Source organism: Streptosporangium sp. NPDC006013, assembly GCF_040614275.1.
Classification (GTDB): Bacteria; Actinomycetota; Actinomycetes; order Streptosporangiales; family Streptosporangiaceae; genus Streptosporangium.
Map to the genome: position 1 here is coordinate 1 of NZ_JBEXUE010000279.1, position 13,476 is coordinate 13,476.

A 13,476-nucleotide genomic window follows, 5' to 3' on the forward strand; every position below is an offset into this window, starting at 1 on the left:
TACGAGAGCGGCTTCATCTGGTCGCGTGAGCCCTAACGGGCGATCACCTGCACCTCCAAGGAGGCCGCCTCTCCGCCGGTTTCCCTGAGTTCCGCTACCAGCCGCGCTCGGCCAGCCGGTGCGGGGCCGGGATGTCGTCGACGTTGATACCGACCATGGCCTCGCCCAGGCCGCGGGAGACCTTCGCGATGACGTCGGGGTCGTCGTGGAAGGTGGTGGCCTTGACGATCGCGGCGGCGCGCTCGGCGGGGTTGCCGGACTTGAAGATGCCCGAGCCGACGAACACGCCCTCGGCGCCGAGCTGCATCATCATCGCGGCGTCGGCCGGGGTGGCGATGCCACCGGCGGTGAACAGCACCACCGGCAGCTTGCCGGTCTTGGCGACCTCGGCGACCAGCTCGTACGGCGCCTGGAGCTCCTTGGCCGCGACATAGAGCTCGTCGGCGGGCAGCGAGGCCAGGCGCTTGATCTCGCCCCTGATCTTGCGCATGTGGGTGGTGGCGTTGGAGACGTCGCCGGTGCCCGCCTCGCCCTTGGAACGGATCATCGCCGCGCCCTCGGTGATGCGGCGCAGCGCCTCGCCCAGGTTGGTCGCGCCACAGACGAAGGGCACCGTGAACTGCCACTTGTCGATGTGGTTGGCGTAGTCGGCCGGGGTGAGCACCTCGGACTCGTCGATGTAGTCGACGCCAAGCGACTGGAGCACCCGGGCCTCGACGAAGTGGCCGATGCGGGCCTTGGCCATGACCGGGATCGAGACGGCGGCGATGATGCCGTCGATCATGTCGGGGTCGCTCATCCTGGAGACGCCGCCCTGGGCGCGGATGTCGGCGGGTACCCGTTCGAGGGCCATGACGGCCACGGCACCGGCGTCTTCGGCGATCTTGGCCTGCTCGGCGTTGACGACGTCCATGATGACGCCGCCCTTGAGCATCTCTGCCATGCCGCGCTTGACCCGGGCGGTTCCGGTGACGGTGGTATCGCTGACTTCGGGCGTGCTGCTGGACACGGTCTCTACCTCACGACGGCTGCGGATCACGGGCCGCCCGCGCTGGACGGCCACTACGCTTCCATCGTAGGCGCTGGGCAGGATGCCCCCTACACGCCGTCTTGTCGTTCTTTGAAGATCCTCTTGAACATGATGTAGGACTTGCGCATCAGGGAATGACGGGTTTGGCGGAGGCCAGCACGATCCAGACCTGACCGGGGGCGAAGTTCATCGGCTCACCCGCCTCCGTGGTGAAGACGGTGCCGTCCTTCTCCGTCTCCCGTGACCAGCGGGCCTTGAACGCCTGCCCGTCGCGGAGCACGATCGCCCTGCCCTTGCCCGTGCTGTGCACCAGCGGCGTGTAGCTCTGGTTCTTGTCGTGAAACTCCGAGCGCTCCGTCTTGGTGTACTGCACGACGATCGTGGGCGCGCCGAGCTGGCCGCCCTCGGCCGCCATGTCCTTCTTGCCGTCCTGCCAGATCAGCCACTTGCCCGCCGCCTGCGACCAGGCGAAGGTGAAACGGGCCGCCGGGTACTTCACGCTGTACGCCTTCCGCGGCACGCCGCCCTCGGGGGCGTCACCGAAGGTGAATCCGATGTCCTTGGCCCTGCTCGCCTTGGGCGCCTCGGTCAGCAGCTGCCTGGTGTTGGCGAACAGGTTGTAGGGGGCGAAGCGTCCTTCCTGGCGGAAGTAGGCGCCCGGCGCCCGGCTGTCGGAGACGTCGAACAGCGGCGCCTCGGCGATGAAGGGGAGCATCTTGGTCTGCGCGCCCGAGTAGGCGAAGGCGGGCCTGCCGAACTGCGGGACGATGTGCAGGTCGGAGATGCGGGCGCTGCGAACCGGGCCGATCTTGGCCGGGATCTTCGAGGAGAAGATCGCCATCAGCCGGGTCAGACCCGCCTCGACCTGCTCGATGTAGACGATGTCCGCGCTTTTGAGGCCGAGCTGCGGCTTGCCCGCCGAGGTGTTCTCGATCTTCGCCGCGAGCACCGGCCTGCGGGCCGCGCCCGGCAGGCCGGTGAAGGGGTGCGTCGGCTCGGGCGTGGGGGTCGGCGCCGCACTCGGCTCACCGGCCACCGGATTGCCCGCCGACGCGGGCTTGTCGGAGGAACAGGCCGCGACCGGCGCGAGAACCGCGACTCCCGCCAGCGTGACGGCGATCATCCGAGACACCCGCACGATTCATCTCCTCAAGTCAGCCACTCAGCCTCTTGGCCACGAAACGCCATGAGCCTACCGGTGTCCGACTTGTCAGATGCTCCAGTCATGTGCGGCTTATTCGGCGGCCAGGGCCTTCGGCGGCGCATCGTCGATCTCGAAGAAGCCCGGATACTCGGTGTACCCGGCCAGCCGCAGCGTGCGGGCCAGCCAGCGGCGTTGCGCCGCGCGGGTCACGCCCACCGCGTTGTTGTAGAACCGGCGGGAGTAGAGGACCTTGGCCACCGCGGCCCCCAGCTCCTCCAGCAGGTCGGAACCTGCCGGAGTGTCGGCCAGCCGGTCACGGAAGCGCTCCTGGTCGACGACGGCTCGCAGGGTGCGCGACAGGTCGCTCTCGGCGTGCTCACGCTCCTCGGGACCCGCCGTACGGGCCTCGTGGGCGGCCGCGGCCAGCACCAGGCTCGTCGCCGGGTCCAGCAGCCGGGAGGCGGCCAACTCCAGGCTGACGGCGGTCCGTCGCACCAGGGCGGCGTCCAGGGACTCACGGGCCAGCTCCAGCCGGATGTGCAGCCGGTCGAGCCTGCCCGCCCGCCAGGAGATGTAGACGGCGCAGAGCACCACGATCGCGCCCACCACCAGGATCAGCGTGGTCGTCACAGCGTGTCGTTCCCCTCGGCCCAGGCCCTGCTCGCCACTGTGCCCTCGGCGTCCCCTGCGCCCTCGGCGCCCTCGGCGTCCTCCTCGACCCCGGCCGTACTCGCCACCGTCTCGTAGACCCGCAGGACGTCACGGGCGACCGTCGACCAGTCGTACTTCCGCACGGCGGCGCGGGCCTCCTGCGACAGCTTGGCCCGGCGCACGGGGTCGTCGAGCAGCTCGGCGGCCCGGCGGGCGAGCGAGGTGGCGTCGCCCGTCTCGAACAGCGCTCCCGCCTGGCCGTCGTCGAGCACCTTGCGGAAGGCCGGGATGTCGCTCGCCAGGATCGCCGCGCCGGCCGACATCGCCTCGGTCAGCACGATGCCGAAGCTCTCACCCCCCAGGTTGGGCGCGCAGAAGACGTCGACCGTGTGGTAGGCACGCACCTTGTCCTCCTCGCTGACCATGCCGAGCAGGCCGATCCGGTCGTGGAGGGCGGCCGGGACGCGCTCCAGCACCTCGGCGGCGTCACCCGGCCCGGCCAGGAGCAGGCGCAGCGCCGGCCGCTCGGCGGCCAGCAGGACGAACGCCTCCAGCAGCACCGGCAGGCCTTTGCGCGGCTCGTCCATCCTGCCGAGAAAGCCGATCACCTCGCCCTCGTCCCAGCCGGGCAGCGGCTCGCCCTCGGCGTAGCGGCCGACCGTCACCCCGTTGGGGATGAGCACGGCGTCGCCGCCCATGAACTCGACCAGGGTCTTCCTGGCCGCGTCGGACACGGCGATCCGGCCGGTGATCTTCTCCAGCGCGCTCATCAGCACCGAGGCCGTGACCGAGAAGGACCGGGAGTTACCGTACGAGGCGTGGAAGGTGGCCACGATCGGCCCCCTGGCCACCCAGCAGGCGAGCAGCCCCAGCGAGGGGATGGCCGGTTCGTGCACGTGCAGCACGTCGAAGGCGCCCTCGCGCACCCAGCGGCGCACCCGGTTCGCCGACAGGAACCCGAACGACATCCTGGCCACCGACCCGTTGAAGGGCACCGGAATCGCGCGGCCCGCCGAGGTCACGTACGGGGGCAGCGGGGCGTTGTCCGCGGCGGGGGCGATCACCGAGACGTGGTGGCCTTCCTCCATGAGCGCCTCCGCGAGATCGCGGATGTGCACCTGGACTCCGCCCGGCACGTCCCAGGTGTAGGGGCAGACGATGCCGATCCTCATCCCCTGGGCTCCAGGTCCTCGAGCCAGAGGCGCTGGAGCATGTGCCAGTCCTCGGGGTGCTCGGCGATACCCTTCTCGAAGACGCCCGCGAGGCTCTGCGTGACGACGGCCACCTTCTCCTTCCTGGTGCCCTCGGCCGGGACCGCGATCTCCTCGTGGAACTGCAGGCCCCAGCCGGTCCCCTGGAAGTAGGGGATCGTCGGGATGAGGGCGGCCCCGGTGTGCACGGCCAGCAGGCCGGGGCCGGCGGGCATCCGCGTGGCCGAGCCGAAGAACTGCACCTCGACACCGTTCGCGGTCAGGTCGCGTTCGGCGGGCAGGGCGACCGGGAGCCCGGCGCGCAGGCGCTGCGCCAGGGTGCCGAAGGTGTGACCGTCACCACCGGTGAGCGGCAGCACCTCCATGCCCAGCCCCTCGCGGAAGGCGGTGTAGCGATGGAACAGCGACTCGGGTTTGAGCCGCTCGGCGACCGTGGTGAAGGGATGTCCCGTCCCGGCGAACCAGGCGCCCGCCTGGTCCCAGTTGCCCATGTGCGGCAGGGCGAGGACCACGCCGCGCCCCGCGGCGAGGTTGTCGTAGACGGGCTCCGCCCCGATCACCTGCATCCGGGAGACGAGTTCGGCGACGGGGATCGAGGGCAGCCGGAAAACCTCGTGGAAGTAGCGGAAGTAGGAGCGCATGCCGTCGCGGCTGAGCTCCCGGATCGCCGGGTCGCCCGGCGAGGTGCCCTTGACCCTGGCGAGGTTGGCCTCCAGCCTGAGCACCGACTTTCCCCGGTGCCTCCACAGCCGGTCGGCGGCGGCGCGGAAGGCCCAGGCGGTGAGCCGCTCGGGCAGGCGGGGCACGATCGTCCATCCGGCGCCGAACGCGGCCGCGACGAGACGGTCCTGGGGGGAGGGCTTGTCTGTCATCGATTTTCCGATCAGCGGAGGGGCCGGGGCGAGGTGGAGACGGCCTGCCGGCGCACGTGCAGCAGGCGCTGGCCGACCGTGACCGCGCTGGCCGCGGCGAGCAGCCAGAGCCCCGCGGCCAGGATGTACGGCACGCCGAGGCCGCCGAGGCCGGCCGAGACCAGACCCACCACCAGGCGCTCCGGCCGCTCGGCGAGACCGACGTCGCACGTCATGCCCAGCGCCTCCGCCCTGGCCTTGACGTAGGACACCACCGCTCCGGCGACGAGGCAGAACAGCGCGACCCCCGCCAGCGTCCGCTGATCGCTCACGATGAACCAGAACACCAGCCCGGAGAAGATTCCCGCGTCGCCGACCCTGTCGAGCGTGGAGTCGAGGAAGGCGCCCCAGGTGCTTCCCGCGCCCGTCATCCTGGCCATGACCCCGTCGAGGAGGTCGGCCAGCACGAAGAAGGTGATCACCATCGTGCCCACGAACAGCTGGCCCCGGGGGTAGAAGAACAGCGCGGCGGCGACGGTGCCGAGCGTGCCCACGGCGGTGACCACGTTGGGGCTGATCCCGCGGCGGGTGAGTGCCCTGCCCAGCGGGGTCAAGACTCGGGTGACGGCGGGGCGCAGAAGTTTCAGCATCGCGCTCCGATCGTAGGCCACCCGGCCTGCGAGCGCGCATCGGCGAGCCGTGTGACAAGGCGTTGCCGTCGCGGCGGGAACTCTCCGGAGGAGGCCCGGACACCTAGCGATCAGACTTCCCGCTCGCAATAGGATCGCCCCACCCCTCTTGTGATATTCGCCACATGGGTATTTGGTGAACACACCGCGTCCATGCGGTGTATGGACGCGGCAGCGGATCCCGGGGGTGGGCCCCACCAGGCCGCGCCCCTTCGGCAACGACGCGGGAGGCGATGTGGCGGAGAGAGCAACCGGCGGAACAGCGGGAGCCGCGGGGAGGGCACCCACGGTCGATCAGCCGGACAAGATAAGAAACGTCGTGCTGGTCGGCCATTCCGGTGCCGGGAAGACAACGCTCGTGGAGGCGTTGCTGGCCGCGACCAAGACCATCCAGCGGCCCGGCCGGGTCGAGGACGGCACGACGGCCAGCGACTTCGACGAGGTCGAGGTGCGCCAGCAGCGCTCGGTGAATCTCACCGTGGCCCCCGTGATCCACAACGACATCAAGATCAACCTGCTGGACACGCCCGGCTACGCCGACTTCGCCGGCGACCTGCGCGCCGGGTTGCGCGCGGCCGACGCGGCGCTGTTCGTCGTCTCGGCCGTCGAGGGCGTGGACGGCCTGACCAGGATGCTCTGGGAGGAGTGCGCGGCGGTCGGGATGCCCCGTGCGGTCGTGATCACCAAGATCGACCACCAGCGGGCGAACTTCGAGGACGTCCTCGCCGCCTGCCAGGAGGCCTTCGGCGACGGCGTCTCGCCGCTGTACCTGCCGGTGGTGACCAACGGCAGGGTGAACGGCCTGATCGGGCTGCTGAGCCAGAAGTTCTACAACTACGCGACCGGCACCAGGACGGAGAACTCCCCAGGCCCGGCCTACGCCGACCAGATCGAGATCTACCGGGGCACCCTGATCGAGGGCATCATCCAGGAGAGCGAGGACGAGTCCCTGATGGACCGTTACCTCTCCGGCGAGGAGATCGACACCAAGGCCCTCATCGGGGACCTGGAGAAGGCCGTCGCGCGCGGCGGCTTCTACCCGGTGCTGGCCGCGGGGACCGGCGTGGGCGCGCTGGAGGTCCTGGAGCTCATCACCCAGGGCTTCCCATCGCCACCCGAGCACCCGATGCCGGAGATCACCTCGATCGACGGCCGGCCCGTCGCCGGCATCACCTGTGACCCCGACGGACCGCTGGTCGCGGAGATCGTCAAGACGACCAGCGATCCGTACGTGGGCCGGATCAGCCTGGTGCGGGTCTTCTCCGGCACGCTGCGCCCCGACATGACGGTGCACGTCTCGGGGCACGGCCTGGCCGACCGCGGGCATGAGGACCACGACGTGGACGAGCGCATCGGGGCGCTCTCCTCGCCGCTGGGCAAGCTCCAGCGGACGACCGCCAAGTGCGTGGCCGGGGACATCGCGGCGGTGGCCAAACTGTCGCGCGCGGAGACCGGCGACACCCTGTCGGACCGGGAGAACCCGCTGCTGATGAAGGCCTGGACGATGCCGGAGCCGCTGCTGCCGGTGGCGATCCAGCCCAAGTCCAAAGCGGATGACGACAAGCTGAGCCAGGCGCTGCAGCGGCTGGTCGCCGAGGACCCGACACTCCGGCTGGAGCACAACGCCGAGACCCGCCAGCTCGTGCTGTGGTGTATGGGCGAGGCCCACACCGACGTGCTGCTGGAGCGGCTGAGCAGGCGGCACGGTGTGGAGGTGGAGAAGATCGAGCTGCGGGTGCCGCTCAGGGAGACCTTCGGCGGCCGCTGCCAGGCCCTGGGCCGCAACGTCAAGCAGACCGGTGGCCACGGCCAGTTCGCCGTCTGCCACCTGGAGGTCGAGCCCCTGCCGTCCGGCGGCGGCTTCGAGTTCGTGGACAAGATCGTCGGCGGCGTGGTGCCGCGCCAGTTCATCCCCTCGGTGGAGAAGGGCGTACGCACCCAGATGCAGCGCGGGGTCCTCGCCGGCTACCCCATGGTGGACGTGCGGGTGACGCTGTACGACGGCAAGGCCCACTCGGTCGACTCCTCCGACATGGCCTTCCAGATCGCCGGGGCGCTCGCGCTGAAGGAGGCCGCGGCCAAGGTGCCCACGCTGCTGCTCGAACCTGTCGACGAGGTGTCCGTGCTGGTCTCCGACGAGCACGTGGGCGCGGTGATGTCCGACCTGTCCTCGCGCAGGGGCCGCGTGCTCGGCACGGAGCCGGTGGGGGTGGGACGTACCCTGGTCAGGGCCGAGGTGCCCGAGCTGGAGATCACCCGGTACTCGATCGATCTGAGATCCATGTCACACGGCACGGGGACGTTCCAGCGGGTCTTCCTGCGCTACGAGCCGCTCCCGTCACATCTGGTGGAGAAGGTCACCGGCTGATCGGGCGATGAGGCGTGTGCCCGGCGGCACGTCGCCACCAGGTGGACACACCCCATCGGACACACGCCTCCCAGCACGCACTCAGATAACAAAGTCATCACGAAACGATTTCTTTTTTCCGGCCAGAGCACACCGGTCCAGGTGCCAGACTTGGGAACCATGCGAAACGGACGCCCTCTTCTGGCCGCTGCCGCCCTCGCCGTTCTGACCACGGGTGCCGCATACACCTTCGGCCCCGACACCGCGCCGGCCCGGTCCAAGGGCGCCAAGAGCTCGGCGGTCTCGGCCGAAACGACGGGAGCGACGACCTCCACCTCGGCACAGTGCCCGGTGGATGTGAGGTACCCCAAGCGGCAGTTGCGCGGGGTGTGGATCGCCACGGTCAAGAACATCGACTGGCCCTCGCGGACCGGTCTGTCCGCCGCCCGGCAGCAGGCGGAGTACGTCAGGATCCTCGACAACGCGGTCAAGCGGCGGTTCAACGCGGTGTTCGTCCAGATCCGCCCGGCCTCCGACGCGCTGTACAAGTCGGACCTGGAGCCGTGGTCGCAGTTTCTGACCGGCACCGCGGGCAAGGACCCCGGCTGGGACCCGCTGCCCTTCCTCGTCGCCGAGGCCCATCGGCGCGGCCTGGAGTTCCACGCGTGGTTCAACCCCTACCGCGCCTCCCCCGACGGCGACCTGTCCAGGCTGCCCGCGAACCACCCCGCCCGGGTCCACCCCGAGTGGATCGTCAAGCACGGCGGCCAGGCCTACTACAACCCCGGCCTGCCCGCGGTCCGCGACCACGTCACCAAGGTCGTCAAGGACGTGGTGACCCGCTACGACGTCGACGGGGTCCACTTCGACGACTACTTCTACCCCTATCCCTCCGGGAACGCGAGGTTCGCCGACGACGCCGCCTTCGCCAAGTACGGCAAGGGCGCCAAGCTCGCCGACTGGCGCCGCGCCAACGTCAACAAACTGATCGCGCAGGTCGACAGGGCGGTGCACGAGGTCAGGAACAGCGTGAAGTTCGGCGTCAGCCCGTTCGGGATCTGGCGCAACAAGTCCGAGGATCCCACCGGCTCGGCCACCGGCGGCATGTCGGCGTACGACTCCATCTACGCCGACGCCCGCCACTGGATCCGCAAGGGCACCGTCGACTACGTCATACCGCAGCTCTACTGGCCGCGCGACTTCAAGGCCGCCGACTACGACGTGCTGATGCCCTGGTGGGCGAACGAGGTCAAGGGCACCGACGTGCACCTCTACATCGGCCAGGCCCTGTACCGGGTCGGCGCCACCGACACCCCCGCCTGGACCAGGCCCGGCGAGCTGCCCTCCCACCTCACTCAGAACCGCAGGCACAAGCAGGTCTCCGGCGACGTCTACTTCAGCGCCAAGCAGCTGTCCACCGACCCTCTGGGCGTGCTGGACCGCATCGTCAAGAGCCACTACCAGCGCCCGGCGCTGCTGCCGCTGATCAAGGACCGCGGCGGGCAGGCCCCGGTCAAGCCCGCGGACCTGCGGCTCCAGGGCACCTCGCTCAGCTGGAAGAGCTCCCCGGAGGCCCGCTCGTACGCGGTCTACCGAATCGCCTCCGGCAAGCCAGGCGAGTGCGCCACCGCCGACGCCCGCAACCTGGTCGCGGTCGTGCCCGCGGTGGACGGCGACCGCCAGACCTTCACCACGACGGGCGGCGGCACCTACCTGGTCACCGCCCTGGACCGCCTGCAGAACGAGAGCGCCCCCACCGGGAGCTGACCGGACACGCCCACGCCCTCTCGGACACGCGTCCGTGCGGGGGTGGGCGCGCCGTGGGACGGGCAGGGCGCGGCGGTGAGCGCCCGGACTCGCCGCGCCCCCGATCACCCCCGGATTCGCTGGACCCGTGACACGATCTTCCCCTACGGTGCGAGCACCTGGCAGAAGCTAAAGGGGAGGTCGTCGGTGAAGCGGACGCTTTTCGCGTTTGCGCTGGTCCTGGGATTGCTGTGGCCAGGTGTCGCGCAGTCCGCCACGCGGGTGGACGGACGGGTGGTGCTGATCGGCATTCCTGGCCTGCAGTGGAGCGACCTCAGCCCCGGCGGCACCCCGAATCTGTGGCGGCTGGCCACGCAGAGCGCGATCGGCTCGCTGTCGGTCCGCGCGGTGGGCCGGGTGACCTGTCCCTATGACGGCTGGCTGACGATCTCGGCCGGGGTGAGGTCCGCGGTCGGCTACGGCTGCGGGCTTCCCCCGCTGCCCGAGGCCGACAAAACGGGTGCCGTCATCCCCGGCTACGGATACCTGCGCGACGTCGCCGGGCAGCGCAACGCGGGCGCCCTCGGCGAGGCCGTGCACGCCGCCGGGGAGTGCACGCTGGCGATCGGCCCGGGGGCCGCGCTGGCACTGGCCGACAGATCGGGCAGGGTCGACGTGTACGCTCCCTCCCCCGCGCAGATCCGCTCGGGCGTGCTCACCAGGTGTCGTGTGATCGCCGTCGACGTCGACGATCTGATCAGGCCCTACATCACCGACGGACGGCTGCCCAAGGTCGAGGAGCGGCTCACCCCGCAGCAGCGGGCGGCGGCGCTGCGCCTGGCCGACGCCAAGGCCGGAGCGGTGCTGAGCGTGCTGCCCAAGGATGCGCGCGTGCTGCTGGCGGGCCTGTCCGACCACGGCGCCGACCCGCACCTTCGGGTTGCCATGATGCGCGGCGGAGACCTCTCCGGCCGCTTCCTGGGAGCGGCCTCCACCCACCGCGACGACATCACGATCCTGCCGGACGTCACCGCGACGGTGCTCTCCCTGGCCGGCGTCGAGGCACCGCCGGGCATGGTCGGGCTCCCCTGGCAGGCGAGCGAGAGGCAGACCGGCACCACCGAGGCCGCACGGGCCGACCTGGAGAGGGCCGACGTGGCCGGGCAGACGATCAGGAACGTGGGCGGCGTCTTCTTCACCTCGGTCGCCGTGCTGCAGGTCGCCTTCTACCTGACCGCGTTCCTGCTGTTGCGCCGCGGGCGCGGGCTGAGGCGCATGCGCGTGGCCGCGGTGGCACTGGCCTCGGTGCCCGCCTCGACGTACCTGGTGAACCTCACCCCCTGGCAGGACGCGCGCACGCCGCTGCTCGCACTGGTCGGCGGGATCGCCGGATGCACCCTGCTGCTGGCCACGCTGGCGCTGGCGGGGCCATGGCGGCGCGCACCGCTCGGACCACCGGCGGTGGTGGCGGGGGTGACCGCGGCGGTGCTCGCGGGCGACCTGCTGACCGGGACGACCCTGCAGCTCAACAGCGTGATGGGCTACAGCGCCGTGGTCGGGGCCCGCTACTACGGCCTGGGCAACATCCCGTTCGCGCTCTTCGCCACCTCGGTGCTGCTGCTGACCGCCACGATCGCGCACCGGCTGACGCGCGGAGGCCACACGGGTGCGGCGGTCACCGCCGTGGCGGTGCTGGGCGGCTTCGCGATGATCCTGGGCGGCTGGCCGGGCGTGGGCAGCGACTTCGGCGGCGTGATCGCGTTCGTACCGGGGATCGCGGTGACCGCGCTGCTGATCGCGGGCAGGCGGGTCTCGATCGTCAAGCTGGGCGCGTTCTGCGTGGCGGGCGGCGTCACCGTGATGGGCATCGCCTACCTCGACTACCTGCGCCCGCCTGCTTTCCAGACGCACCTGGGGCGCTTCGTCGGCCAGGTGCTCACCGGCGAGGCCACCGAGGTGATCGGCCGCAAGCTCGGCGCGATGCTGGGCACGCTGCTCAGCCCCAACCTGATGCCGGTCGTGATCGCCGCGACGGCGTTCCTCGTCTACGCGCTGCTACGGCCGGAGCAGGCGACCGCGGGGGTGCTGCCCGCCGCGTTCGCGCACTCCCCCGCGCTGCGGGCCGGGTTGATCGGCACCCTGGTCAGCGGGGTGGTCGGCATGCTGGTCAACGACTCGGGCGCCGCGGTGCTCTCCATGGCACTGGCGCTCGCCGTGCCGCTGACACTGTCGGTGGGCATCAGGACCTTGGGCGGAGCCTCGCGCTACGACGAGGCGGGCCAGGAGCCGGCGAGCAGTTCCCTTGTGTCACGCAGCAACTGAGGAAGCACCCTGGTCTGGCCGACGACGGGCATGAAGTTGGTGTCGCCGCCCCAGCGGGGCACCACGTGCTGGTGAAGGTGGGCGGCGATCCCGGCGCCCGCCACACCGCCCAGGTTCATGCCCACGTTGAAACCCTGCGCGCCGCTGGCCTTGCGCAGGGCGACCAGCGCCCGTTTGGTGAAGTCGGCGAGCTCGGTGGTCTCGGTCTCGTCCAGGTCCGCGTAGTCCGGCACGTGGCGGTAGGGGCAGACCATCAGATGGCCGGAGTTGTACGGGTAGAGGTTGAGCAGCGCGAAGACCGCGTCACCTCGGGCGACGATCAGGCCGTCCTCGTCGCTCATCTGGGGGATCTCGCAGAACGGGCAGCCGTCCTCGGGACCCGAACCCGTCGGTTTGCTGGCCCCCTTGATGTAGGCCATCCGGTGCGGAGTCCAGAGTCTCTGGAACGCGTCCGGTGTTCCCGCTCCGTACTGCGCCTCCGGCTCGTTGCTCATGGTCGCCAGCATATTGCCAAGCCGATTCCCTCGGTCTGGCGCCTCCCCCGCCGGGGCACCGGAATCGGCCGGTATCCGGCGGTTGGACGGGATCCCGATCTATATCTCACCGTATTAACGGACGAATGCCGCAAATTTCCGGCAGAATCCCCCAGCAAGACCACCGACAGCCGAGGAGTACCCATGACCGACGTCTCCGTCGAGGAGCCGACCGAGGAGACCGTGTCTCCCGCCGAGACCGGCGGCAGGCCCACCCGCCCGTTCTCCCTCAGCCTGTCCCTGTCCGCCGACACGGAGCCGCCGGCATCCTCCACGAGCGAGCCCGTCCTGGCGGTGGTCGAGACGATCATCCCGGCACCGGACGAGCTGCCCTCCCCTTCCCCGGCCGTGACGGCGATCGTGTCTCCCGTCTCTCCGCTGACTCCCCCGGCCCCGGTCACCCCGGTGTCCTCGGCCGTGGTGAAGGGCCGGATCAAGGTGGCGGACGAGGTGGTGGAGAAGGTCGCGGCCCTCGCCGCCCTTGAGGTCACGGGCGTCGCCGAACTGGGGGGCGAAACCGCCCACGCGGTGGAGCCGGTGCGTGAGCGGGCCGGCATCGGTGCCAGGCGCGGCCCCCGGGGCGTCAGCGCCCATGTGCAGGACCGTACGGCCGCGGTGGACGTGTCGATCGTGGCGGAGTACGGGCACGTGGTGATGGACGTGGCCAACGAGGTGAAGACCAACGTGGCCCGGACCATCAGCCGGATGCTCGGCATGCGGGTCGTCGAGGTCAACGTCGACGTGGAGGACGTCCGCCTGCCGGGCGAGATCCGGCCCGAGGCACCCGCCGAGCCCGCGAAGCACGACTAGGGACGCCTGGCGGGGCCAGGCCCCGCCAAAGGAACGGGTCCGGCCCCCCGAGGGGCAGAACAAGCCGACGCTGCACCGGGTCCTGGTCCACCTGACCGCCGAGATCCAGCGGCACGCCGGGCACGCCGACATCGTCCGGGAG

The 13,476-nt window shown here is 70.6% G+C and carries 11 protein-coding genes and 1 pseudogene; 5 read left to right on the forward strand and 7 right to left on the reverse strand.

All coding sequences use genetic code 11. The features are described 5' to 3' along the window. Positions 1–94: 94 nt before the first annotated feature. The 6 genes from pdxS to pgsA form a co-directional block, all read right to left on the reverse strand. The gene (gene pdxS, locus ABZ260_RS32735; RefSeq protein WP_355625514.1) at positions 95–1,009 is read right to left on the reverse strand and encodes a pyridoxal 5'-phosphate synthase lyase subunit PdxS; all 915 of its coding nucleotides are present in this window, start codon (positions 1,007–1,009) and stop codon (positions 95–97) included. Between the two features lie 148 nt (positions 1,010–1,157). Next, positions 1,158–2,168: a DUF3048 domain-containing protein gene (locus ABZ260_RS32740; protein ID WP_355625516.1), complete on the reverse strand. Its 1,011-nt coding sequence runs from the start codon at positions 2,166–2,168 to the stop codon at positions 1,158–1,160. A 96-nt stretch (positions 2,169–2,264) separates the two neighbouring features. Beyond that, positions 2,265–2,804 carry a hypothetical protein gene (locus ABZ260_RS32745; protein WP_350927264.1) on the reverse strand — a complete coding sequence of 180 codons (540 nt, stop codon included), beginning with the start codon at positions 2,802–2,804 and terminating at the stop codon, positions 2,265–2,267. Beyond that, entirely contained in the window at positions 2,801–3,997 is a 1,197-nt protein-coding gene (locus ABZ260_RS32750; protein WP_355553604.1) for a glycosyltransferase family 4 protein, read from the reverse strand. The genes ABZ260_RS32745 and ABZ260_RS32750 overlap by 4 nt, the downstream gene beginning before the upstream one ends. Then, positions 3,994–4,908 (reverse strand): phosphatidylinositol mannoside acyltransferase, encoded by a 915-nt coding sequence (locus ABZ260_RS32755; RefSeq protein ID WP_355625519.1) that lies wholly within the window; start codon positions 4,906–4,908, stop codon positions 3,994–3,996. Before ABZ260_RS32755 ends, ABZ260_RS32750 begins: the two co-directional genes overlap by 4 nt. A gap of 11 nt (positions 4,909–4,919) precedes the next feature. Next, positions 4,920–5,537, reverse strand: a complete 618-nt coding sequence (gene pgsA / locus ABZ260_RS32760; RefSeq protein ID WP_350927259.1) for a phosphatidylinositol phosphate synthase — start codon at positions 5,535–5,537, stop codon at positions 4,920–4,922. A gap of 274 nt (positions 5,538–5,811) precedes the next feature. On the opposite strand from pgsA, the gene ABZ260_RS32765 reads away from it, so the two are divergent. The 3 genes from ABZ260_RS32765 to ABZ260_RS32775 all read left to right on the forward strand — a co-directional run bounded on the left by ABZ260_RS32765 (position 5,812) and on the right by ABZ260_RS32775 (position 11,991). Continuing rightward, positions 5,812–7,944 (forward strand): elongation factor G-like protein EF-G2, encoded by a 2,133-nt coding sequence (locus tag ABZ260_RS32765; protein ID WP_355625522.1) that lies wholly within the window; start codon positions 5,812–5,814, stop codon positions 7,942–7,944. 159 nt (positions 7,945–8,103) lie between these two features. After that, positions 8,104–9,690, forward strand: a complete 1,587-nt coding sequence (locus tag ABZ260_RS32770; RefSeq protein ID WP_355625524.1) for a family 10 glycosylhydrolase — start codon at positions 8,104–8,106, stop codon at positions 9,688–9,690. A 186-nt stretch (positions 9,691–9,876) separates the two neighbouring features. Further along, positions 9,877–11,991, forward strand: a complete 2,115-nt coding sequence (locus ABZ260_RS32775; RefSeq protein WP_355625526.1) for a hypothetical protein — start codon at positions 9,877–9,879, stop codon at positions 11,989–11,991. Here ABZ260_RS32775 and ABZ260_RS32780 read toward each other — a convergent pair. Further along, positions 11,934–12,485, reverse strand: a complete 552-nt coding sequence (locus ABZ260_RS32780; RefSeq protein WP_350927251.1) for an HIT domain-containing protein — start codon at positions 12,483–12,485, stop codon at positions 11,934–11,936. The genes ABZ260_RS32775 and ABZ260_RS32780 overlap by 58 nt on opposite strands. Before the next feature lie 183 nt (positions 12,486–12,668). Between ABZ260_RS32780 and ABZ260_RS32785 the strand changes: the two genes are divergently transcribed. Both ABZ260_RS32785 and ABZ260_RS32790 read left to right on the forward strand, forming a co-directional pair. Continuing rightward, complete coding sequence (locus ABZ260_RS32785) at positions 12,669–13,334, forward strand: Asp23/Gls24 family envelope stress response protein (RefSeq protein ID WP_355625528.1); 666 nt, start codon at positions 12,669–12,671, stop codon at positions 13,332–13,334. 34 nt (positions 13,335–13,368) lie between these two features. Beyond that, positions 13,369–13,476 (forward strand): annotated as a pseudogene (locus ABZ260_RS32790) (DUF664 domain-containing protein); the annotation flags it as partial.